The sequence below is a fragment of the Streptomyces sp. GbtcB7 genome (genome assembly GCF_019091445.1).
Classification (GTDB): Bacteria; Actinomycetota; Actinomycetes; order Streptomycetales; family Streptomycetaceae; genus Streptomyces; species Streptomyces mirabilis.
Window position 1 is genome coordinate 1 of record NZ_JAGXJM010000059.1, and the last position, 20132, is coordinate 20132.

Sequence of the window (20132 nt, forward strand, 5' to 3'; positions counted from 1 at the left end):
GGTGATCGCCAGGCCGATGGGGGCAAGGCCGGAGAGGATGTTAGTGGTGACGGTGTTGGTGGCGGTGACGATCACGGACACGCTGCCCGAGCTGGTGTTGGCGACGTAGGCGCGGGTGCCGTCGGGGGTGATCGCCACGCCGACGGGGTTGGCGCCGACGGGGACGGTGGCGATGACGGTGTTGGTGGCGGTGTCGATCACCGACACGCTGTCCGAGATGGTGTTGACCACGTAGGCACGGGCGCCGTCCGGCGTGATCGCCACGCTGCGGGGACCGTTGCCGACGGGGATGGGACCCCCGATGACGGTGTTGGTGGCGGTGTCGATCACGGACACGTCGTCGGAGCCGAGGTTGGCAACGTAGGCGCGGGTGCCGTCGGGGGTGATCGCCACACCGCGCGGGCTGTCGCCGACGGGGACGGTGGCGATGACGGTGTTGGTGGCGGTGTCGATCACCGACACGCTGTCCGAGTTGTTGTTGGCGACGTAGGCACGGGTGCCGTCCGGAGTGACCGCCACGTCGAAGGGGCCGTCGCCCACGGGGACGGTGGCGGTGACGGTGTTGGTGGCGGTGTCGATGACCGACACGCTGTCCGAGCCGAAGTTGCTGGCGTAGGTGAAGGTGCCCGTCTGCGCGGCGGCGGGCGTGGCCACGGCGATCGGGACGACCATGCCGGTTAGGACCGCAAGTCCCGCCACCCAGGTCCGCGCCAACACCCACCACGCACCCGTGCCCTCGCGACTTCGCTCCTTGCTTCCCTGCTCCGATGCCCCCCGTACCGTGATTCCCGACATGCAGACCTCCTGCAATGCACCACACCGAGGTGTATTGGCGTGCTCCGGATGAAGGCAGCGATCGATGCCCTGGCATGGACATACGGGACCGCCGCGGCGCTGATGATCGCCGCGACAGAAGCTAAGTGCCGTGATCGCCTCGTGCCCGTACGACTCCCCGTACATGGGGCCGTACGGACGAGCCGGGCAACCCCGTGCGGTCTTCGCCGTCGCCCACCGGCGGAAGATCCTCCGCGACTGCCGCCTCAAAGACGACGGCGTTCATCACGCGTGGAACTGGCCTCAGACCCGTCCACTCGGAGACGATCAGCGAAGCGCCTCCGGGGCCCGGCGACGGTGTCTGGGAAGACAGCACCGACGCCGACGGGCGGGGCGAGAAGCACCGCCCGCAGCCAATCCGGAACCATAGTGATGACACACCGGATGACCGCGCAGCAGGGGGCGAGCGATGAAGGACAGACAGGCACGGCCGACGGCCGCAAGGCACCCGATCCTCCGTTCGCTCTGGCATCGGTCACGCACGGAGGCTCGGGATGAGACCGAAGCCAGCCGTTCAATCACGGTGCCCGTCGAAAATGCTGCGCCGCCTCTCCGGCAAGCGCTGCGTCGTTTTGCTCTGGCCGTGCTGGTCCTGGCCCTCACGACGCTTGTCGTCTGGCTCGACCGCGACGGCTACAACGACAACTCCGGCAGCCCGGTCAACCTTCTCGACGCCGCGTACTACGCGACGGTCACCCTCTCCACCACCGGGTACGGCGACATCACCCCGGTCAGCGACAGTGCCCGGCTCACCAACATCTTCGTGATTACGCCACTGCGCGTGCTGTTCCTGATCATCCTGGTCGGCACCACGCTTGAGGTCCTCACCGAGCGCACCCGGCAGGAAGTGCGCATTCACCGGTGGCGCGCCCAGATTCGTGATCACGTGGTTGTCGTCGGTTACGGCACCAAGGGCCGTAAGGCCATCGAAACGCTGCTGGGCCAGGGCATCGCCAAGGAGAAGATCGTCATCGTCGACTCACAGCACGAGACAGCACGTGCTGCCGGCGACGACGGCTTGGTTTCGGTTGTCGGTGATGCGACTCGTTCCGAGACCCTGCGTAAGGCATCAGTGCAGAACGCCTCTAAAGTGATCATCGCTCCGCATCGCGACGAGACGGCCACGCTCATCACCCTCACCGCGCGCCAGCTCACCAAGCGTGCCACGATCGTCGCGTCGATCCGGGAAGACGAGAACGTGCCGCTGCTGAAGCAGAGCGGCGCGGACGCCGTGATCACGAGTTCCAGCGCAGCCGGCCGCTTGCTCGGGGTCTCGGTGGTCAGCCCCGCTGCGGCCCGGACGCTTGAAGACCTCATGACCCAGGGCAGCGGGTTGGACCTCACAGAACGCCCCGTGTCGCAGGACGAGGTGGGGCAGTCACCACGAGAGTGCGCGGATCCTGTCGTGGCAGTCGTACGCGACAAGAAGGTGCTGGACTACACGGATCCCTGGCTCGGGAAACTCAAGCTCGGGGACCGTCTCATCACTATCAGCCGGGCCACGTACCCGAGCTGAAGCGTTGCTGTGGCACATCTGACAAAACGTTGACCGAAGATGTTGGTGAGTCGGGCGGCGTCGCTGACCGGGGTGATGTCGCCGTATCCGGTGGTCGAGAGGGTGACGGTCGCGTAGTAGAGGGAGTCGAGGAAGTCGACGCCGTCACCCGCGTTGTCGTGGTAGCCGTCGCGGTCGACCCAGACGATGAAGGCGGTCGCGGCTAGCACGAACAAGGCCATCGCCAGGCGTTTGACGACCTGGCGGATGGGGCGTTCCACCACTTTTCTCGGGAGTCTCACCCGGTGGGTCACGAGATGCTCGTCCGCTTAGCAGGCGATCGCATCATGGCCCGGCAGTTTCACGTGAAACACTCCCCGATCCGGCTCACCGTCCGGTTCATGCCCCCGCTCATCTCAGGCATTCCCCATACCGGCCAACGCCCAGGGTAGATCGAGGAGTTCCAGCTCCTGGCCCGGACGAGCGCCGCCGGGTGGTACGACCGCGAGGGCGTCGGACGCCGCGATGCCCCGCAGCATGGCCGGACCGTTGTAGTGCAGCGGCACGGCCCGGTCGGCACGCACCACGACGGGGATGAGCCGGGTGTCGTACGGGTGCCCGTGGACCGCGTCCCCGAGGGGCAGCGTGTACGGCTCCGGGGCCGCCCGACCTGCCAGGACGCGCAGGAGGGGCTCGGCGAGCGTCAGCAGGCCGGAGACGGCCGCCAGGGGGTTGCCGGGCAGCCCGACGAGGTGCTGGTTCTCCTTGGTGCGGGCCAGGACCATGGGGTGACCCGGGCGGACCTTGACGCCGTCCACGAGGAGTTGGGCGCCGATGCGGCTCAGGGTGGGGTGGACGTGGTCGACGGGGCCCGAGGCGGTGCCCCCGGTCGTGACGATCAGGTCGGCGTCGGAGCGGGTGATCGCCTTGTGCAGGGCCTTGGCATCGTCGCCCAGCCTGCGTACCGCGAGGACCTCGGCACCGAGCGAGCGCAGCCAGGGCGGCAGCATCGGCCCGAGCGCGTCCCGGATCAGGCCCTCCTGGGGGAGCCCCTCGGTGAGCAATTCGTCACCGAGGACGAGGACTTCGGCGCGGGGGCGGGGAATCACGGTGAGGATGTCGTATCCGGCGGCCGCGGCGAGACCCAGCACGGCGGGGGTGACCAGGGCGCCGGCCGGCAGGAGCTGGTCGCCGCTGCGGCACTCCTGGCCACGGGGCCGGATGTCCTGCCCGTGCACGGCCTCCCGGGTGGCGTGCAGCCGCCCCTTGTCGTCGAGGCGCCCGTGCTCGCTGCGCAGCACGGCGGTGGCGTCCTGCGGGATGCGCGCGCCGGTGGCGATCCGCATCGCCTCGCCGTCGATGAGCGGCTCCGGCTTCGCGTGGCCCGCGAGTACCCGCTCCTCGCGGAGGTCCCAGGGGCCGGGTCCGGCTACCGCATAGCCGTCCATCGCGGAGGTGTCGAAGGAGGGGAGGTCGGTGAGCGCGGCGAGCGGGGCGGCGAGGACCAGACCGAGGGCCGCGTCCAGGGACACGGAGACGGGGGCGCGCCGCGGGACGGAACGGGCGGCCCGCTCGGCGGTCGTACGGGCCTGGGGCCAGGGGGTGGCCCTGTGCCCGTCGCCCTTGCCCTTGGCGCTGTCGGGGGCGTGGGTGCGGCTCTCGCCCTCCGATGGGGGCGCGGGGACCGCGGGGGTGCCGTGGCCGTGCCGGGAGTCGGACGCGCCTCGGGGGTCCTTGACCAAGGCCAGGGCCTCCTCCACGTCGAGATCGTCGGCGTCCTGATCGAGGGGCCGGGCCCGGGGCGCGTTCATCCGGCGTCGGGGGTCGGCTTGGCGTCCGAGGTCGACTTGGCGTCGGGGGTGTCCTCGGCCGCCCAGCGGAGCGCGAGCGCCGCGGCCTTGCGGGATGCCTCCGCGACGGCCTCGGGGCCTCCCCCGGCCTGTGCGGCGGCGTATCCCACGAGGAACGTGGTCAGCGGCGCCGCGGGCCGGGCCACACTGTGCGCGGCGTCGCGGGCCACGTCGAGCAGGCCACCGGTGTCGACGTCCAGGTCGATGCCCAGCTCGTCCTTGACTGCGGAAATCCATTCATCCAACACGTTCCCATGCTCCCTGATGCGGGCCCGGGCGGCGGCGATGTCGTCCCAGGTGTCGCAGTCGAAGGACGCGACGGGGTCGGAGATGCGGGTGAGGTCGAGCGCGGCGGTGAGCCGCCGCAGCGGCAGCCCGGTGACTCCGCCGTGGGCGACGGCGAGCGCCGCCAGCTCACGGCGCACGGCATCCGCGCGATAGGCGGCCACGAGCGGCTGGTCGCGGCCGTCGGGGTCGGTGAGCAGCACGCCGTCGGGCCGCGCCGGACCCTGGGGGGCGTCGCCCGTCCGCAGCGCGTCCAGCAGGCGCCGTACCGTCGACTCGTCCAGGAACGGCAGGTCGGCGGAGAGCACCACGACGTGTTCCGCCGAAACGTGCCGCAGACCGGCGTCGAGCGCGGCGAGCGGCCCCCCGCCGGGCGGCTCCTCGCGCGCCCACTGCACGGGGCGCGCCGTCTCCCTGGGCTCGGCGACGACCACCGTGGTGGTGGCGGTGGCGCAGGCGGTGAGCACCCGGTCGAGCAGCGGGCGCCCGCCCACGCGCAGACCGGGCTTGTCCGCTCCGCCGAGCCGGCGGGCGGCGCCGCCCGCGAGGACGACGGCGTCGTACGGGGCGGCGGGGCCGGGGGTGCCCGGTGGCTCGTACGCGGTCATCCCCCGAGTATGCGTGCCGCCGCGATCACAGGGAACGCAGGAGCACCGCCGGCTGTTCGACGCAGTCCGCCACATGGCGCAGGAAGCCGCCCGCCGTGCCGCCGTCGCACACCCGGTGGTCGAAGGTGAGCGAGAGCTGGACGACCTGGCGCACGGCCAGCTCGCCCTCGTACACCCAGGGCTTGGGGACGATCCGGCCGACGCCGAGCATGGCGGCCTCGGGGTGGTTGATGATCGGTGTGGAGCCGTCGACGCCGAACACTCCGTAGTTGTTCAACGTGAAGGTGCCGCCCGTGAGTTGCGTGGGTGTCAGCGTGCCGGTGCGTGCGGCCTCGGTCAGCCGGGCGAACTCCGCGCTCAGCGATTCCGCGTCGCGCGTGTGGGCGTCCCGGACGACGGGGACGACGAGACCGCGCTCGGTCTGTGCCGCGAAGCCCAGGTGGATGTGGTCGAGGCGGACGATCTCGCGGGCTTCCGTGTCGACCGTGGAGTTGAGCTCCGGGTAGCGGGCCAGTGCGGCGGTGCAGATGCGGGCGAGCAGCGCCAGCAGGGAGATCTTGGGACCTCCGGCGGCGTTCATCGCCCTGCGCGCGTGCAGGAGTTCCGTCGCGTCGGCGTCCACCCAGCAGGTCGCGTCGGGGATCTCGCGACGGCTGCGGGAGAGTTTGTCGGCGACCGTGCCGCGGATGCCGCGGAGGGGGATACGGGTGCCGGCCGTGGCAGGTGCGGGGGCCACGGGGGTGGGTTCGGGGGTGTGCGGGTCGAGCGGGGTTTCCGGCTGCCGGACCGGGGTGCCGGCCGAGCGCAACGCGTGCTCCACGTCCGACCGCAGGATCAGCCCGTCGGGGCCGGATCCCACCAGGGTCCGCAGGTCCAGGCCGTTCTCCCGGGCGAGCCTGCGGACGAGCGGGGAGATCACCGGTACGGGGCCGTCGGCGCGTACCGCCGCCGCGATGTGGTCGCGGACCGGCCCGGGCTCGCGCGCCGGGGCGCCCCGGTGGTCGTCGGCGGCGGGGTGCGCGGGCCGGGTCTGCGTGTGCGCCCCGGGCGGTGTGGTTGACCCGGCGGGCGGCCGTACCCTTCTGCGCCGCGCCGGCGGCGCCCCGGTGCCGTACCCCACCAGCACGTTGCCGGAGCCCTCGGTCTCTTCGCCGGAGGACGGAGCGCCGACCGCGACGGTCAACAGGGGGGAGCCCACGGGCAGTTCCGTGCCCTCCTCGCCGAAGCGTGCGGTGACCACTCCTCCGTAGGGGCAGGGGACCTCGACCATCGCCTTGGCCGTCTCGACCTCGACGACGGGCTGGTCGACGGCGACGACGTCGCCGACCTCCACCAGCCAGCGGACGATCTCCGCCTCGGTGAGGCCCTCACCGAGGTCGGGGAGCTTGAACTCGAGCACCTGGGCCATCAGCTGTCCGCCTCCCATTGCAGGCGCCCCACGGCGTCCAGGATCCGGTCGACGCCGGGCAGGTGGTGCCGCTCCAGCATCGGCGGCGGGTACGGGATGTCGAATCCGGCGACGCGCAGCACCGGCGCCTCCAGGTGGTGGAAGCAGCGCTCGGTGACGCGGGCCGCGATCTCGCCGCCCGGGCCGCCGTAACCACCGGCCTCGTGCACGACGACGGCGCGTCCGGTCCGCCGCACCGATGCCGCCACGGTCTCGTCGTCGAAGGGCACGAGCGAGCGCAGGTCGACGACTTCGAGGTCCCAGCCCTCGGCCCGCGCCGCCTCGGCCGCCTCCAGGCAGACGGGCACGGACGGCCCGTACGTGATGAGCGTGGCGCTGCGGCCCGGGCGCCGCACCACCGCGCGGCCGATCGGGTCGACGGCCGTCGGCTCGTCGGGGTTCCAGGAGTCCTTCGACCAGTACAGGCGCTTGGGCTCCAGGAAGACGACCGGGTCGTCGGAGGCGATGGCGGCGCGCAGCAGCCCGTAGGCGTCGGCGACGGTCGCGGGCGTGACGACATGGAGTCCCGGAGTCGCCATGTAGTACGCCTCGGAGGAGTCGCTGTGGTGCTCGACGCCGCCGATGCCGCCGCCGTACGGGACCCGGATGGTGATCGGGAGCGGCATGGCGCCGCGGGTGCGGTTGCGCATCCGTGCCACGTGCGAGATCAGCTGCTCGAACGCCGGGTAGGCGAACGCGTCGAACTGCATCTCCACGACCGGCCTGAGCCCGTACATGGCCATGCCGACGGCCGTCCCCAGGATGCCCGCCTCGGCGAGCGGGGTGTCCGTGCAGCGGTCCTCGCCGAACTCCTTGGCGAGCCCGTCGGTGACGCGGAAGACGCCGCCCAGGGTGCCGACGTCCTCGCCCATGACGTGGACGGTCGGGTCGGCGGCCATGGCGTCGCGGAGCGCGCGGGTCAGGGCCTGCGCCATGGTGGCGGGTTTGAGCGCGACGGTGGTCATCGGGCCGTACCCTCCGACTCGGCCTCGGCCGCGAGCTCGGCGCGCAACAGCGCCTCCTGCTCGCGCAGTTGTGGTGTGGGCTCGGCATACACGTGGGCGAAGAGGTCCATGGGGTCGAGCACCGGGTCCTGGTTCATGCGGGCGCGCAGGTCGGCGGCCATGATCTCGGCGGCCTCGCGGGCCTCCCGTATGCCGCCGTCGTCGAGCAGGCCGCGTTCGGTCAACTCGTGCTCCAGGAGGGCGATCGGGTCGTGCGCCCGCCAGGTCTCGACCTCGGAGTCGCCGCGGTAACGGGTGGCGTCGTCGGCGTTCGTGTGGGCTTCCATGCGGTACGTCACGGCCTCGACCAGCGTCGGACCGCCCCCCGCGCGCGCGTGGCGCACGGCGTCGCTCAGGACCTCGTGCACGGCCGCCGCGTCGTTGCCGTCGACCAGCCGGCCGGGCATTCCGTAGCCCACGGCCTTGTGGGCCAGGGAGGGCGCGGCGGTCTGCTTGGCGAGCGGGACGGAGATGGCGAAGCCGTTGTTCTGGACGAGGAAGACGACCGGGGCCTGCCAGACCGCCGCGAAGTTCAGCGCCTCGTGGAAGTCGCCCTCGCTGGTGCCGCCGTCGCCGACCAGGGCGAGCGCGACCACGTCGTCGCCCTTGAGGCGGGCGGCGTGCGCGAGGCCCACGGCGTGCGGGAGCTGGGTGGCGAGGGGGGTGCACAGGGGTGCGATGCGGTGCTCGTGGGGGTCGTAGCCGGTGTGCCAGTCGCCGCGCAGGAGGGTGAGGGCCTGGACGGGGTCGAGGCCGCGGGCGACGGCGGCGAGCGTGTCGCGGTAGCTCGGGAAGAGCCAGTCGCGCTCCTCGAGGACGAGTGCGGCGGCGACCTCGCAGGCCTCCTGGCCGGTGCTGGACGGGTAGACGGCGAGGCGGCCCTGTTTGGTGAGGGCGGTGGCCTGCGCGTTGTAGCGACGACCGCGCACCAGCTCCGCGTACAGACGGCGCAGCAGGCCCGGGTCGACCTGCGCGGCGGCTTCGGTGCCGAGGACGCGGTGGGGCAGCGCGTCGGGCAGCAGCGGCGCGGGGTCGGTGCGGGGCTGCCAGGCGGGCGGCGGCGTGGGCCGGTAAGCGCCTCGCTGCTCCATGACCGTCATGACGGCACCTCCTCGTGGGAGCGGCTTGGGCGCTGCACGGGTGTGAGGCGCCTCACCTACCGATTGTTCGGTCGTCGGCACATTTTGGCTACAGGCAGCGCCAGGCTGTGGACAAACGGTTCTGCACAGCCTGAGATGGACGCAGTACGTCCATGGTAGGGAGGCGGGGGGACATGGCACCTGAACAAATGGCCGAGCCGTCGGAGGCCGGCCCCGTCCCGCCGCCCGCCCGTCCGCTCGACGCCATCGATCAGGACATCCTGCAGATGCTCCAGGCGGACGGCCGCGCCTCGATACGCTCCGTGGCCGAACGGGTCCATGTGTCCCGCGCCAACGCCTACGCGCGGATCAACCGGCTCATCGAGGACGGTGTGATCCGCGGCTTCGGGGCGCGCGTCGACCACGAACGCGCCGGGCAGGGCACGTCCGCGTACATCACCCTCAAGATCGTGCAGAACTCCTGGCGCACGGTCCGTGAGCAGCTCAGGGTGCTGCCCGGCGCCTCCCACATCGCCCTGGTGGGCGGCGACTTCGATGTCCTGCTCCTGGTGCACACCCCCGACAACAGGGCCCTCCGCGAACTGGTCCTCACCCGCCTCCAGGCCATCCCCGAGGTCCTCAGCACCCGCACACTCCTGGTCTTCGAGGAGGAGGATCTGGAGCCGGAGGGGTGACGGGCGGCGGGAGACGTGGGACCGGGGCCGGGGCGGTCCTGAACCTGGGCCCGCCCCCGAGGCGCGGTCCCCCGGAGCCCGTCGGCTCGGACCTCCCGTCCCGGGTCCGAAGGCCCGAACCAGGGCCTGGGGCGCAGAGCCAGGAACGGGAGCCCAGGGGGTTGGAGAGCCGGGACCTGGGAGCTCGGGGGGGGGGAGCCAGGGCCTGGGAGCCCCGGGGGTGGGGAGCCAGGATCTGGAAGCCCGTGGCAGGAGGCGCGGAGCCGAGCGCCCGGGTCGGGGTTTGACGTTCTTGTCTCAGACCGCCGACGACCAGGGCCCCTGGCCCGGCACCCGAACCTGGGTGGGCCAGAGCGAGCCACAAGTCCGGCGGCGGGAGGGCATGAGCCTGGACCCGTAGCCCTGAGCCGGAGGGCCAAGGTCGGAAGGCTCACGGGCAGAAGGGGCCGGGACCGGTGGGCCTGGACCGGTGACCCGGAGCTGAGAGCCCACGGGCCGGAGGGCAGAGCCGGCGGCCCAGAGCCCGAGGGCCCGGGTCGGAGAGTCGGGGGCTGAGAGCCGACGGGCCGGGACCGGTGGACCGGAGCCTCAAGGTCCGCGGGCCGGAGAGCCTTGGCCGGAGGGCCGGAGGGGTGCGGGCCGGAGGGGTGCGGGTGGGAGGGCCGGAGGGCCGGAGGGGTGCGGGTGGGAGTGGGGGCTTGGCCTGGGGTCGGGGGGCGGGGACGCGGGTGGGCAGTTGAGGGGCGGAGGGTCAGCGTTCCTCTCTGAGGCCGCTGAAGACCAGTTGCGCCACCGCGTCGGCGACCTCGCGTTCGCCCATGCCTCGGCTGTCGGGGCGGTACCACTCGACGAGTGAGTTGATCATTCCGAAGACCAGGCGGGTCGCGAGGCGGACCTCGATGTCGCCGCGTACGTCCCCGTCGGCGGCCGCCGCCTTCAGGAGTTCGGCCACCTGGTGGTCGAACTCGCGGCGCCGCTCCAGGGCCCAGCGCTCGGTGTCCGTGTTGCCGCGCACGCGCAGCAACAGGGTCACGTACGGGAGTTCCGCGGTGAGTACCTCGACCATGCGGCGTACGACGTACTCCAGGCGCTCCACCGCACGCCCCACGCGCGCGTGCTCCTCGTCGAGGATGCCGAAGAGGCCGTCCAGGGCCCGGCAGACGGCGCGGCGCAGCAGCTCCTCCTTGCCCGTGACGTGGTGGTATATCGACGACTTCGAGATGCCGGCCGCCTTGGAGAGGTGCTCCATGGAGGTGCCGTCGTAGCCGCGCTCGTTGAAGACCTGGACGGCGACGGAGAGCAGGCTCTCCGGGGTGTACGTGTCGCGCTTGGCGGTGGTCATGAGGTTCCCTCGCGCTTCTCGGTGGCGTACGCGTGGCGGTAGAGCGCGAGAGAGGGCGCGTAGCGCCCGGAGGGATCGCGCTGGTGCAGGTCGTCCAGAAGGGAGCAGGCCCAGCTCCGGCCGAGCCTGCGGCTCCATTCGAAGGGGCCCAGGGGGTAGTTGACCCCGAGCCGCATCGCGGTGTCGATGTCCTCCTCGGTGGCGACGCCCTTGGCGACGGCGTCGTGCGCCAGGTCGACGATCCTCGCCACGGTCCGGGCGACGATCATGCCGGGCACGTCCCCGATGACACTGACGGTCTTGCCCAGCGCCTGGAACAGGCCGACGGCCTCGGAGAGGGTCTGCGGGGCGGTGTCCTGGGAGGCGGAGAGGGCGATCCTGGTCGCCCGGCGGTAGTCGAGCGCCAGGTCGAAGTAGACGACGTCGCGGAACTCGACCGACGTCTGGCCGTCGGCGAGGACCAGCTGGCCGCCGCTGGGCAGCACCAGGCGGGTCCCGTGGTCCTCCTCGTCCTCGCGGACCTGGATGCCCGCCTCGCGGATCAGCGTGAGCAGTTCGGCGGCCGGACCCAGATCACCCTCGGCGACGACGTACGCGGGTGCCTGCGCCTTCTCCGCGGTGTGCGGCTCCGGCCGCTCGGCGTCGGCCCCGTGGTCGTACCAGCCATGCCCCGTCTTGCGCCCGAGCCGGCCGGACTCGACGAGCCGCCGCTGGGCGAGCGAGGGCGTGAAGCGCACGTCCTGGAAGAAGGACTGCCACACGGAGTGCGTCACGGACTCGTTGACGTCCTGGCCGATCAGGTCGGTCAGCTCGAAGGCCCCCATCCGGAAGCCGCCGGACTCGCGCAGGATGGCGTCGATCGTCGCGGGGTCGGCGGCCTGCGCCTCGTACACCGCGAAGGCCTCGGCGTAGAAGGGCCGGGCGATGCGGTTGACGATGAAGCCGGGGGTGTCGGCGCAGGCGACCGGCGTCTTGCCCCAGGCGCGTGCCGTCTCGTACGCGCGCGTGGCCGACGAGAAGTCGCTCGCGTACCCGGAGACGACCTCCACCAGCGGCAGCAGCGGCGCCGGGTTGAAGAAGTGCAGTCCGACCAGCCGACCGGGGTTGCGCAGGGCGCCGCCGATGGCCGTGACGGACAACGAGGAGGTGTTGGTGGCGAGCAGACAGTCGTGCTCGACAATGTCCTCGAGCTCGCGGAACAGCTGCTGTTTCGCTTCGAGTTGTTCGAGCACCGCCTCGACGACGAGCGCGCAGTCCGCGAGCTCGGCGAGGCTGTGCGCGGGGTGCAGCCGGGCGCGTGCAGCGTCCCGGTCGGCGGCGGCGAGCCGGTCCTTCTCGACGAGCCGGTCGAGGCGCGCGCCGATCGCTTCGGCCGCCGCGTCGGCACGCCCGGGAACCGTGTCGTAGAGCCGCACGGGGTGGCCCGCGACGAGCGCGACCTGGGCGATGCCCTGGCCCATGGTGCCGGTGCCGACGACGGCCACGGGGCTGCTGAGGTCGAGTCCTGTCATGTGCGCGATCCTCCCGCACGGGGTTTTCCACAGATGCGGCGGACCCCCTTGTCCCGACCGATCGTTCGGTTACTCTAACTCTGTCCGGCTATTTCTGCCCAGGTCATGAGCTCAGCGAAGAGTTCTTGAGACGAGGAGATGGTCCCGCATGGCCGCCGAACTGACCGCGCACGAGCTGACCGCCCAGCACCGGCCCACGCTCGACCAGGCACTGGAAGCGATCCGTACGCGCGCGTACTGGTCCCCACACCCCGAGCACCCGAAGGCCTACGGGGAGAACGGCAGCCTGAGCATGGCCGAGGGCAAGGCCGCCTTCGACGCCCTCCTCGGCAGCCGCCTCGACCTCGGCCAGCCCGGCACCGACGACTGGGTGGGCGGCGAGATCTCCCCGTACGGCATCGAGCTGGGCGTCACCTATCCGCACGCGGACGTCGACGTGCTGCTGACCGCCATGCGGACCGGACAGCGGGCCTGGCGCGACGCGGGCGCGGAGATGCGCGCGATGGTCTGTCTGGAGATCCTCAAGCGGATCGCCGACCGCACGCACGAGTTCGCGCACGCGGTCATGCACACCAGCGGCCAGGCCTTCATGATGGCGTTCCAGGCGGGCGGCCCGCACGCGCAGGACCGCGGCCTGGAGGCGGTGGCGTACGCGTATGTGGAGCAGGTCCGCACGCCCGACACCGCGGAGTGGACCAAGCCCCAGGGCAAGCGCGACCCGCTCGCGATGACCAAGCAGTTCACGCCGGTGCCGCGCGGCATCTCGCTGATGATCGGCTGCAACACCTTCCCGACGTGGAACGGCTATCCGGGCCTGTTCGCCTCCCTGGCCACCGGTAACGCCGTGCTCGTCAAGCCGCACCCGCGCGCGGTGCTGCCGCTCGCGCTCACCGTGCAGGTCGCGCGCGAGGTGCTCGCCGAGGCGGGCTTCGACCCGAACCTGGTGGCGCTGGCCGCCGAGCGGCCCGGGGAGGGCATCGCCAAGACCCTGGCCGTGCGCCCCGAGATCCGGATCATCGACTACACCGGGTCGACGGCGTTCGGCGACTGGCTGGAGACCCACGCCCGCCAGGCGCAGGTCTACACGGAGAAGGCCGGCGTCAACACGGTGATCGTGGAGTCGACCGACGACTACAAGGGGATGCTGTCCAACCTGGCCTTCTCCTTGTCCCTGTACAGCGGCCAGATGTGCACGACCCCGCAGAACCTCCTCATCCCCCGCGACGGCATCCGCACCGAGGAGGGCACCAAGTCGTACGACGAGGTGGTCGCCGACCTCGCCCGGTCGGTCGACGGACTCCTCGGGGACGACGCGCGTGCCAACGGGCTGCTGGGCGCGATCGTGAACCCGGATGTCAAGGCGCGTCTGGAGGCCGCAGCAGGGCTCGGCGAGGTCGCCCTCACGTCGCGTGAGGTCGGCAACCCGGAGTTCCCGGACGCGGTCGTCCGCACTCCGGTGATCGTCAAGCTCGACGGTGCCCGGAAGTACTGGGAGGGTGCCGACGACGAGGCCGCCTACATGAACGAGTGCTTCGGACCGGTGTCCTTCGCGGTCGCGGTCGACTCGGCAGGGGACGCGGTGGAGCTGCTGCGGCGGACCGTCCGGGAGAAGGGGGCGATGACCGTCGGGGCGTACACCACCGACGAGGCCGTCGAGGAGGCCGTGCGGGAGGCCTGTCTGGAGGAGTGTGCCCAGCTGTCCCTGAATCTGACGGGCGGCGTGTACGTCAACCAGACGGCCGCGTTCTCGGACTTCCACGGGTCGGGCGGCAACCCGGCGGCGAACGCCGCGCTGTGCGACGGGGGCTTCGTGGCCAACCGGTTCCGGGTGGTGGAGGTCCGGCGCTAGGACCTGCTCCGCCGGACAGCTCCCAGGCCCCGCGTCTGCGGCAAGATCCGCCGGACAGGCCCCAAGCCCCACGTCTGCGGCAAGATCCGCCGGACAGGCCCTAGCCCCCTTGCGGGGCGCTCCAGTGGAACAGGGTCATGGCCACGCTCGTCGCCAGGTTGTAGCTGGAGACCTGGGGGCGCATCGGGAGCGACACCAGGTGGTCGGCACGCGCGCGCAGGTCGGCGGAAAGGCCGCTGCGCTCGGAGCCGAATGCGAGCACGGCGTCGTCCGGGAGCTTCAGTCCCCGGATGTCGTCGCCGTCCGGGTCGAGGGCGAACACCGGCCCGGACGGCAGCTCGGCCACCGTCAGCCGCTCCACGGCGGTCGCGAAGTGCAGGCCCGCCCCGCCCCGCACCACCGTGGGGTGCCAGGGGTCGAGCGTGCCCGTGGTGACGACGCCGGTCGCGCCGAAGCCGGCCGCCAGGCGGATCACGGCGCCGGCGTTCCCGAGGTTGCGCGGATGGTCGAGGACGACCACGGGGGCGGTGCGGGGTGTGCGGGCCAGCGCCCGCAGATTGGCCTCACGGGAGGGACGTACCGCCAACGCGGCCACCGCGGTCGGGTGCGGACGCGGGACGAGGGAGCGGTACGTGGCCTCCGGGACCTCCACCAGGAGGGCGTCCAGGGCGTCGCGTACGTCCGGGGCCAGCTCGTCGGTGAGGGCGAGCGCCGCCTGCCGGTCGCTGGTGACCGCCACCAGGACCTCGGCCCGGAAGCGCACGGCGTGCTTGAGGGCGTGGAAGCCGTCGAGTAGGACGGAGATGTCGGCGAGGCGGTGCCAGGCGCTCACGGGGTCGTGGTCCTGCCGGCGGTCGCCCACCGGGTCCTGCACACGGTCCGTGGGGTCGCTTGCGGGGTCCTTCATGCGGTGAAGCCTACGTGCGGGTCCTCGGCCGGCTCCGGGGTGCGCGGCCCCTGAGCGCGCTGGCCCGGGAGCTTGCGGGCGCCTGGCGGAAACAGTCGTCCACGCGCGCGTGCCGCCCATCCGCCGAGGCGCCGCAGGAACGACGTCGGCAGGAACACCGCGTCGGCGGCGATCATCGCGAGCGAGAAGAAGGGCAGCCCGAGGACCACGGCGATCACGGCGTGCTCGGTCATCATGGCGGCCAGCAGGACGTTCTTGACGCGCCGGTTGATCAGGGTGAAGGGGAAGGCGACCTGCACGGCGACCGTCCCGTAGGTCACCAGCATCACGATCGTGCCGTGTGAGGCCAGCAGGTCGGACAGGGCGGGCCAGGGAGAGAAGTAGTCCAGGTGGAGCGGGTAGTAGACGGCCGTGCCGTCCTGCCAGCGCGAGCCCTGGATCTTGTACCAGCCGGCGGTCGCGTAGATCAGACACGCCTCGGCCATGATCACGAGCAGGGCCGCGTTGTGCACGGCGTTGGCGATGACGTCGAGCAGGATCCGAGGCTCCGCGGTGCGTCCCAGGCGGCCGACGGCCCACCACAGCGCCTGGACCGCCCACAGCCCCCAGAAGATCGCCAGCCAGCCGGGGCTGAGCCGCCCCGCGCCCGTCGCCGCGGCCAGCAGCAGACCGAGCGCCGCCCACAGGACGAGACCGACCCGGTCCTGGGCCCCGGCCCGTGGGAGGTCCCCACGCGCGCGTGCCTCCCGCGTGAGCCGGGCCCGCCGGGCGTCCAGCGACCACACCTGTCCACACCGCGTGAACACCAGATAGATCGCCATGAGGTGGATGACGTTGTCGCCGCCGTCCCCCATGAAGATGCTGCGGTTCTGCAGCGAGAGCACGCCGACCATGAAGAGCACGGACATCGTGCGGGTCCGCCAGCCCACCAGCAGCAGGAGAGCGGAGAGGACGGCCAGGGCGTAGACGGTCTCGAACCACACCTGGCTGTCGGACCACATCAGGATCGTGAAGGCGTGGTTGTCCGCGACGAGCCGCTGGGCGAGGTCCCACTTCCACGGTCCGTCGGGGCCGTACATCTCCTGGCGGTGCGGGAACTCGCGCAGCAGGAACAGCAGCCAGGTGGCGGCGAAGCCGATGCGGATCACGGCCGTCTGGTACGGGCCGAGGGCGGCGTCGGTGACCCGGGCGATGCCGCGCGAGATCGACACTGCGATGCGGTTCATCCGGCGCTCGCCTCCGTCCGCGCGTCCGTCACGTCCTCCTCGGGAACGGTCCACCAGGGCAGCTCGCGCAGGACGGGCGTGTCGGACACCTGCTCCTCGCTCCATTTCGGGGGCGGCACGTTGGTGGTACGGGAACGGACCTGGACGCTTTCGACGACGGCGCCCTTGCCGCCGGCCCCCTCACGGTCGAGACGCAGCACGACGATCCGGCGCAGATAGCGCTGGGAGAGGTCGCCGCGCAGGCCCACCGGGCGGTTGTCGTTGTCGTGCGTGCCGATGTAGAAGTCCCAGGCCCGGCGCAGTTCGTTCTGCTGGGTGTGGCTCGGCAGCAGATTGCCGTCGATCGCCGCGCCGTCCAGCGCGGACAGGTCGTACCAGCCGGTCTCGGTGATGCCACCGTCCGCGCCGCGGACCTGCGCACGGACCTGGACGTCGATGTTCTGCTGCAACGGGTTGGGGGCGAAGAGCTTCCAGTTCTGCTCGAACTCCGGGTAGATCCAGTCGTCGATCGCCCGGCCGTGCTGCTTGGTGACCGTGTTCGAGGGCGCGACGTGCAGGAACACCATGCCGAGGTGCACACAGGCGACAACCGCGACGACCGCGAGGGCGAGCGCGGCGACAACCTGGGAGCGGAGGGGGAGGGAGGCTATGCCGGTGGGGGTGGGGACGGGGACGGGGGGATCGGCGGCGGGTGCCTGGGGGCCGAGTGCCTGGGGGCCGGGGGCCTGAGCAGTGGGCGCCTGGGAATCGTGGTGCTGCGGAACGGATTCCTGATCGGTGGATTCCTGATCGGTGGATTCCTGGCCGACGGATTCCTGGCCGACGGATTCCTGGCCGACGGATTCCTGGTCCGCGGAGAGGGTGCTGTCGGGGGTGGAACCGGCGGAGGCGGGGCCCTCGGGCAGGGAGCCGTCAGGGCCGTCCGGCAGATGCCGGGCCTTCGAGCCCTCGTCGTACGCGTCCATTCCGCCCCGATTCCCGATCCCGGTCCGATTCCCGCCGCCGGACCGCGCGGCGCCGTGGCGCCCGCGCGCACCACACCGCGGCGTGCGCACGGGAACGGTACTCAGGCCGGACCGCCCAGCACAGCCCCATTCGGCACAGCGGGCACAACAGCGACACAACAGCGACCCCGAGGTTATCCACAGCGGTGGACACCCTACGGCCGCCCGCCCCGCCGCGTGGTTCTACAGACCGAACGTTCGGTCTGTCTGGACGCCAGGCCTTCCGCGGCCCGACCGTTCCCTTCTTGTAGAACCTGTTCTATCTTGACGCTCCGTCAGATCCGGTGTCCGCCGGGTCGGTGGATCGGTGCGTGGGAGGACAGGGACGTGGACTTCACCTTCACCGAGGAGCAGCAGGCGGCGGTCGAGGCGGCGAAGGCGGTGTTCGGCGGGGTCGCGCCCGACGGAGTACCCAGCCCCGCGATCACCGCGGGCGCCGTCGCCGACGACTTCGACCGGGCACTGTGGACGAAGCTCGCCGACGCGGATCTGTTGAGTCTGTTGCTCGCCGCGGAGTACGGCGGGGCGGGCCTGGACGCGATCGCGCTGTGCCTGGTGCTGCGCGAGGCGGCGAAGGTGCTCGCGCGGGTGCCGTTGCTGGAGAGCAGTGCGGCGGCGGTGGCCGTACAGGCGTACGGCGGCGAGGAGTTGAAGGCGGAGCTGCTCGCGCGGGCGGGCCGGGGCGAGGTCGTGCTGACCGTCGCGGCGAACGGGCGGACCGGGCACGACCCGGCCGAACTCGCCGTGACCGCACGGCGGGACGGTGACGCGTGGGTGCTGGACGGGGTGCAGACGGCGGTTCCGTGGGCGGAGAACGCCGACTTCACCGTCGTACCCGCGCACACGGGCGCCGGCCGGACCGTCCTCGCGCTGGTACCCCGGGTTCATGAGGGCGTCGTCCTCGGCGAGCAGATCTCCACGACCGGGGAACGGCTCGGCGAGCTGCGTCTGGAATCCGCGCGGATCACCGCCCGGGATGTCATCGACGCGGACGGGGCGTGGGAGTGGCTGCGGGAGCTGTTGGCCACCGGGACGTGCGCGCTGGCGCTCGGGCTCGGTGAGCGGGTGCTCGCGATGACCAGCGCGTACACGGGCAAGCGGGAGCAGTTCGGGTTCCCGGTCGCCACGTTCCAGGCCGTCGCCGTGCAGGCCGCCGACCGCTATATCGACCTGCGGGCGATGGAGGCGACGCTGTGGCAGGCCGCGTGGCGGATCAGTACGGGGGCGGGGGGTGCCCTTCCGGCGTCCGGGGACGTGGCCGTCGCCAAGATCTGGGCATCGGAAGGCGTACGACGGGTCGTGCAGACCGCGCAGCATCTGCACGGGGGGTTCGGCGCCGACGTCGACTACCCGCTGCACCGGTACCACGCCTGGGCCAAGCAGCTTGAACTGTCGCTGGGACCGGCGGCGGCGCACGAGGAAGCACTGGGGGATCTGCTCGCGGCCCATCCCCTGGGCTGAACGCCCATGCCCGCGACACGCCCTCGCCTCTCCAGGCGCGTCCTCGCTTCTCCAGGCCTGGGCAAGCCCCGGGCAGCGGTGGTGAACGCCACTCGGCGGATGCGAGCGCGGGCGCGAACCCCCTGCCGGTGGCTGCAGGGGGCGTGAACCCTCGCTGATCGCTACGGCACGAAGCTGGGAGTCCCCCTGGCGGTGGCTACAGCACGAAGCCGGGGGTGCCCTTGTCGTCCACGACCGGGCGGCCGGCGGCGGCCCAGACCTGCATGCCACCGTCGACGTTCACGGCGTCGATGCCCTGCTGGACCAGGTACATCGTGACCTGCGCCGAACGGCCCCCGGAGCGGCAGATCACATGGACCCTGCCGTCCTGCGGCGCCGCCTCGGTCAGCTCGCCGTAGCGAGCGACGAACTCACTGATGGGGATGTGCAGCGCCCCCGCGGCATGGCCCGCCTGCCACTCGTCGTCCTCCCGGACGTCCAGCAGGAAGTCTCCGTCCGCGAGATCCCCGACCTCGACCGTGGGCACACCAGATCCAAAACTCATGCCCCCGACGCTACCCGACCGGGCAGGCGACCCGAAGCCCCCACCGGACAGGCCCCAGGACCTGTCCGGCCCTAGCCGACCAGCCGGGCCAGTTCCTTCTCGCGCTCGTCGACCTGGGCCAGCAGCTGCTCGGCGATCTCGTCCAGGAGCCGGTCCGGGTCCTCCGGGGCCATCTTGAGCATGGCGCCGATGGCGCTCTCCTCCAGCTCGCGGGCGACCAGGGTCAGCAGTTCCTTGCGCTGGGTGAGCCACTCGAGGCGGGCGTAGAGCTCCTCGCTGCGGCTCGGCTTCCATTCCTCGGGCACCGGGCCCGCCGCCCACTCCTCGGACAGCTCCCGCAGCAGGGCCTCGTCGCCACGGCTGTACGCGGCGTTGACCCGGGCGATGAACTCGTCGCGCCGACTGCGCTCGTCGTCGTCCTGTGCCAGGTCGGGGTGGGCCTTGCGGACCAGCTCACGGTAGAGCTGACGGGCCTCGTCGCTGGGGCGTACGCGCTGCGGGGGGCGTACGGACTGGTCCGTCAGCATCGCCACCGCCTCGGGGAACAGTCCCTCGGAGTCCATCCAGCCGTGGAAGAGCTCCTCGACCCCGGGCATCGGCATGACCCGCGCCCGCGCCTCGTCCGCCTTGCGTATGTCCTCCACGTCTCCGGTGCGCGCGGCGACCGCCTCGGCGATCTGCGCGTCCAGCTCGTCGAGCCGCGAGTACATCGGGCCGAGCTTCTGGTGGTGCAGGCGCGAGAAGTTCTCGACCTCGACGCGGAAGGTCTCCACGGCGATCTCGAACTCGATCAACGCCTGCTCGGCCGCCCGCACGGCCCGCTCCAGCCGCTCCTCGGGCCGCGCCTGCGGCTCGGGGGCCGCCTCCGGGGCGGACTCGTCGTGGGCATCCGCATCCCCGGCGCCCTGGGGCCGGGCATCCTCGGCCTGGGTACGGTCGGACTCGCTGTGCTCGGCTTCCGGGGTCGTCACCCGACCAGACTAGGCCACGG

At 71.9% G+C, this 20132-nt stretch carries 18 protein-coding genes; 4 read left to right on the forward strand and 14 right to left on the reverse strand.

Translation table 11 applies throughout. The annotated features are described in order from the left end of the window. The coding region (locus KVT44_RS60360) for a YncE family protein (protein WP_302832234.1) at positions 1–795 on the reverse strand (795 nt) is incomplete at its 3' end. A 448-nt stretch (positions 796–1243) separates the two neighbouring features. Here KVT44_RS60360 and KVT44_RS50900 point away from each other — a divergent pair. Next, a complete protein-coding gene (locus KVT44_RS50900; RefSeq protein ID WP_217575443.1) occupies positions 1244–2350 on the forward strand; it encodes a TrkA family potassium uptake protein in 1107 nt (368 codons plus the stop codon). Here the strand turns inward: KVT44_RS50900 and KVT44_RS50905 are convergent. The 6 genes from KVT44_RS50905 to pdhA all read right to left on the reverse strand — a co-directional run bounded on the left by KVT44_RS50905 (position 2272) and on the right by pdhA (position 8623). After that, the gene (locus KVT44_RS50905; RefSeq protein WP_368857614.1) at positions 2272–2643 is read right to left on the reverse strand and encodes a potassium channel family protein; all 372 of its coding nucleotides are present in this window, start codon (positions 2641–2643) and stop codon (positions 2272–2274) included. The genes KVT44_RS50900 and KVT44_RS50905 overlap by 79 nt on opposite strands. A gap of 102 nt (positions 2644–2745) precedes the next feature. Further along, a complete protein-coding gene (locus KVT44_RS50910) occupies positions 2746–4140 on the reverse strand; it encodes a molybdopterin molybdotransferase MoeA (protein ID WP_217575445.1) in 1395 nt (464 codons plus the stop codon). Continuing rightward, positions 4137–5072 (reverse strand): NTP transferase domain-containing protein, encoded by a 936-nt coding sequence (locus KVT44_RS50915; protein WP_217575447.1) that lies wholly within the window; start codon positions 5070–5072, stop codon positions 4137–4139. The genes KVT44_RS50910 and KVT44_RS50915 overlap by 4 nt, the downstream gene beginning before the upstream one ends. Before the next feature lie 25 nt (positions 5073–5097). After that, positions 5098–6480 carry a dihydrolipoamide acetyltransferase family protein gene (locus KVT44_RS50920; protein WP_217575449.1) on the reverse strand — a complete coding sequence of 461 codons (1383 nt, stop codon included), beginning with the start codon at positions 6478–6480 and terminating at the stop codon, positions 5098–5100. Beyond that, positions 6480–7484, reverse strand: a complete 1005-nt coding sequence (locus tag KVT44_RS50925; RefSeq protein WP_054234200.1) for an alpha-ketoacid dehydrogenase subunit beta — start codon at positions 7482–7484, stop codon at positions 6480–6482. Before KVT44_RS50925 ends, KVT44_RS50920 begins: the two co-directional genes overlap by 1 nt. Beyond that, a complete protein-coding gene (gene pdhA / locus KVT44_RS50930; protein ID WP_217575451.1) occupies positions 7481–8623 on the reverse strand; it encodes a pyruvate dehydrogenase (acetyl-transferring) E1 component subunit alpha in 1143 nt (380 codons plus the stop codon). Before pdhA ends, KVT44_RS50925 begins: the two co-directional genes overlap by 4 nt. A gap of 188 nt (positions 8624–8811) precedes the next feature. On the opposite strand from pdhA, the gene KVT44_RS50935 reads away from it, so the two are divergent. Continuing rightward, a complete protein-coding gene (locus tag KVT44_RS50935; protein WP_099921663.1) occupies positions 8812–9297 on the forward strand; it encodes an Lrp/AsnC family transcriptional regulator in 486 nt (161 codons plus the stop codon). Between the two features lie 751 nt (positions 9298–10048). Here the strand turns inward: KVT44_RS50935 and KVT44_RS50940 are convergent. Together KVT44_RS50940 and KVT44_RS50945 are read right to left on the reverse strand one after the other, a co-directional pair. After that, complete coding sequence (locus KVT44_RS50940) at positions 10049–10639, reverse strand: TetR/AcrR family transcriptional regulator (RefSeq protein WP_054234203.1); 591 nt, start codon at positions 10637–10639, stop codon at positions 10049–10051. Then, entirely contained in the window at positions 10636–12150 is a 1515-nt protein-coding gene (locus tag KVT44_RS50945) for a 3-hydroxyacyl-CoA dehydrogenase (RefSeq protein WP_217575453.1), read from the reverse strand. The genes KVT44_RS50940 and KVT44_RS50945 overlap by 4 nt, the downstream gene beginning before the upstream one ends. Before the next feature lie 148 nt (positions 12151–12298). Between KVT44_RS50945 and paaN the strand changes: the two genes are divergently transcribed. After that, positions 12299–13999, forward strand: a complete 1701-nt coding sequence (gene paaN, locus KVT44_RS50950; RefSeq protein WP_217575455.1) for a phenylacetic acid degradation protein PaaN — start codon at positions 12299–12301, stop codon at positions 13997–13999. 100 nt (positions 14000–14099) lie between these two features. Here paaN and KVT44_RS50955 read toward each other — a convergent pair whose 3' ends face one another. The 3 genes from KVT44_RS50955 to KVT44_RS50965 are packed head-to-tail and all read right to left on the reverse strand — an operon-like array spanning position 14100 to position 17097. Beyond that, on the reverse strand, positions 14100–14906 hold the full coding sequence (locus KVT44_RS50955) for an RNA methyltransferase (RefSeq protein ID WP_217575457.1): 807 nt from the start codon (positions 14904–14906) through the stop codon (positions 14100–14102). After that, positions 14903–16132: an HTTM domain-containing protein gene (locus tag KVT44_RS50960; RefSeq protein WP_217575460.1), complete on the reverse strand. Its 1230-nt coding sequence runs from the start codon at positions 16130–16132 to the stop codon at positions 14903–14905. The genes KVT44_RS50955 and KVT44_RS50960 overlap by 4 nt, the downstream gene beginning before the upstream one ends. Continuing rightward, positions 16129–17097 carry a DUF5819 family protein gene (locus tag KVT44_RS50965; protein WP_254651021.1) on the reverse strand — a complete coding sequence of 323 codons (969 nt, stop codon included), beginning with the start codon at positions 17095–17097 and terminating at the stop codon, positions 16129–16131. Before KVT44_RS50965 ends, KVT44_RS50960 begins: the two co-directional genes overlap by 4 nt. A 366-nt stretch (positions 17098–17463) precedes the next feature. Here KVT44_RS50965 and KVT44_RS50970 point away from each other — a divergent pair, with 366 nt between their 5' ends. Beyond that, a complete protein-coding gene (locus tag KVT44_RS50970) occupies positions 17464–18597 on the forward strand; it encodes an acyl-CoA dehydrogenase family protein (protein WP_217575462.1) in 1134 nt (377 codons plus the stop codon). 196 nt (positions 18598–18793) lie between these two features. Here the strand turns inward: KVT44_RS50970 and KVT44_RS50975 are convergent, their stop codons facing one another. Together KVT44_RS50975 and KVT44_RS50980 are read right to left on the reverse strand one after the other, a co-directional pair. After that, the gene (locus KVT44_RS50975; protein WP_054237233.1) at positions 18794–19123 is read right to left on the reverse strand and encodes a rhodanese-like domain-containing protein; all 330 of its coding nucleotides are present in this window, start codon (positions 19121–19123) and stop codon (positions 18794–18796) included. An 89-nt stretch (positions 19124–19212) separates the two neighbouring features. Next, positions 19213–20112: a hypothetical protein gene (locus KVT44_RS50980; protein ID WP_229889364.1), complete on the reverse strand. Its 900-nt coding sequence runs from the start codon at positions 20110–20112 to the stop codon at positions 19213–19215. Positions 20113–20132: the final 20 nt, after the last annotated feature.

Bases quoted from the DNA above. Each gene is read 5' to 3' on its own strand.
- KVT44_RS50900 (WP_217575443.1), top strand. From the start codon at position 1,244: ATGAAGGACAGACAGGCACGGCCGACGGCCGCAAGGCACCCGATCCTC.
- KVT44_RS50910 (WP_217575445.1), bottom strand. From the start codon at position 4,140: ATGAACGCGCCCCGGGCCCGGCCCCTCGATCAGGACGCCGACGATCTC.
- KVT44_RS50915 (WP_217575447.1), bottom strand. From the start codon at position 5,072: ATGACCGCGTACGAGCCACCGGGCACCCCCGGCCCCGCCGCCCCGTAC.
- KVT44_RS50920 (WP_217575449.1), bottom strand. From the start codon at position 6,480: ATGGCCCAGGTGCTCGAGTTCAAGCTCCCCGACCTCGGTGAGGGCCTC.
- KVT44_RS50925 (WP_054234200.1), bottom strand. From the start codon at position 7,484: ATGACCACCGTCGCGCTCAAACCCGCCACCATGGCGCAGGCCCTGACC.
- pdhA (WP_217575451.1), bottom strand. From the start codon at position 8,623: ATGACGGTCATGGAGCAGCGAGGCGCTTACCGGCCCACGCCGCCGCCC.
- KVT44_RS50935 (WP_099921663.1), top strand. From the start codon at position 8,812: ATGGCCGAGCCGTCGGAGGCCGGCCCCGTCCCGCCGCCCGCCCGTCCG.
- KVT44_RS50940 (WP_054234203.1), bottom strand. From the start codon at position 10,639: ATGACCACCGCCAAGCGCGACACGTACACCCCGGAGAGCCTGCTCTCC.
- KVT44_RS50945 (WP_217575453.1), bottom strand. From the start codon at position 12,150: ATGACAGGACTCGACCTCAGCAGCCCCGTGGCCGTCGTCGGCACCGGC.
- paaN (WP_217575455.1), top strand. From the start codon at position 12,299: ATGGCCGCCGAACTGACCGCGCACGAGCTGACCGCCCAGCACCGGCCC.
- KVT44_RS50955 (WP_217575457.1), bottom strand. From the start codon at position 14,906: ATGAAGGACCCCGCAAGCGACCCCACGGACCGTGTGCAGGACCCGGTG.
- KVT44_RS50960 (WP_217575460.1), bottom strand. From the start codon at position 16,132: ATGAACCGCATCGCAGTGTCGATCTCGCGCGGCATCGCCCGGGTCACC.
- KVT44_RS50965 (WP_254651021.1), bottom strand. From the start codon at position 17,097: ATGGACGCGTACGACGAGGGCTCGAAGGCCCGGCATCTGCCGGACGGC.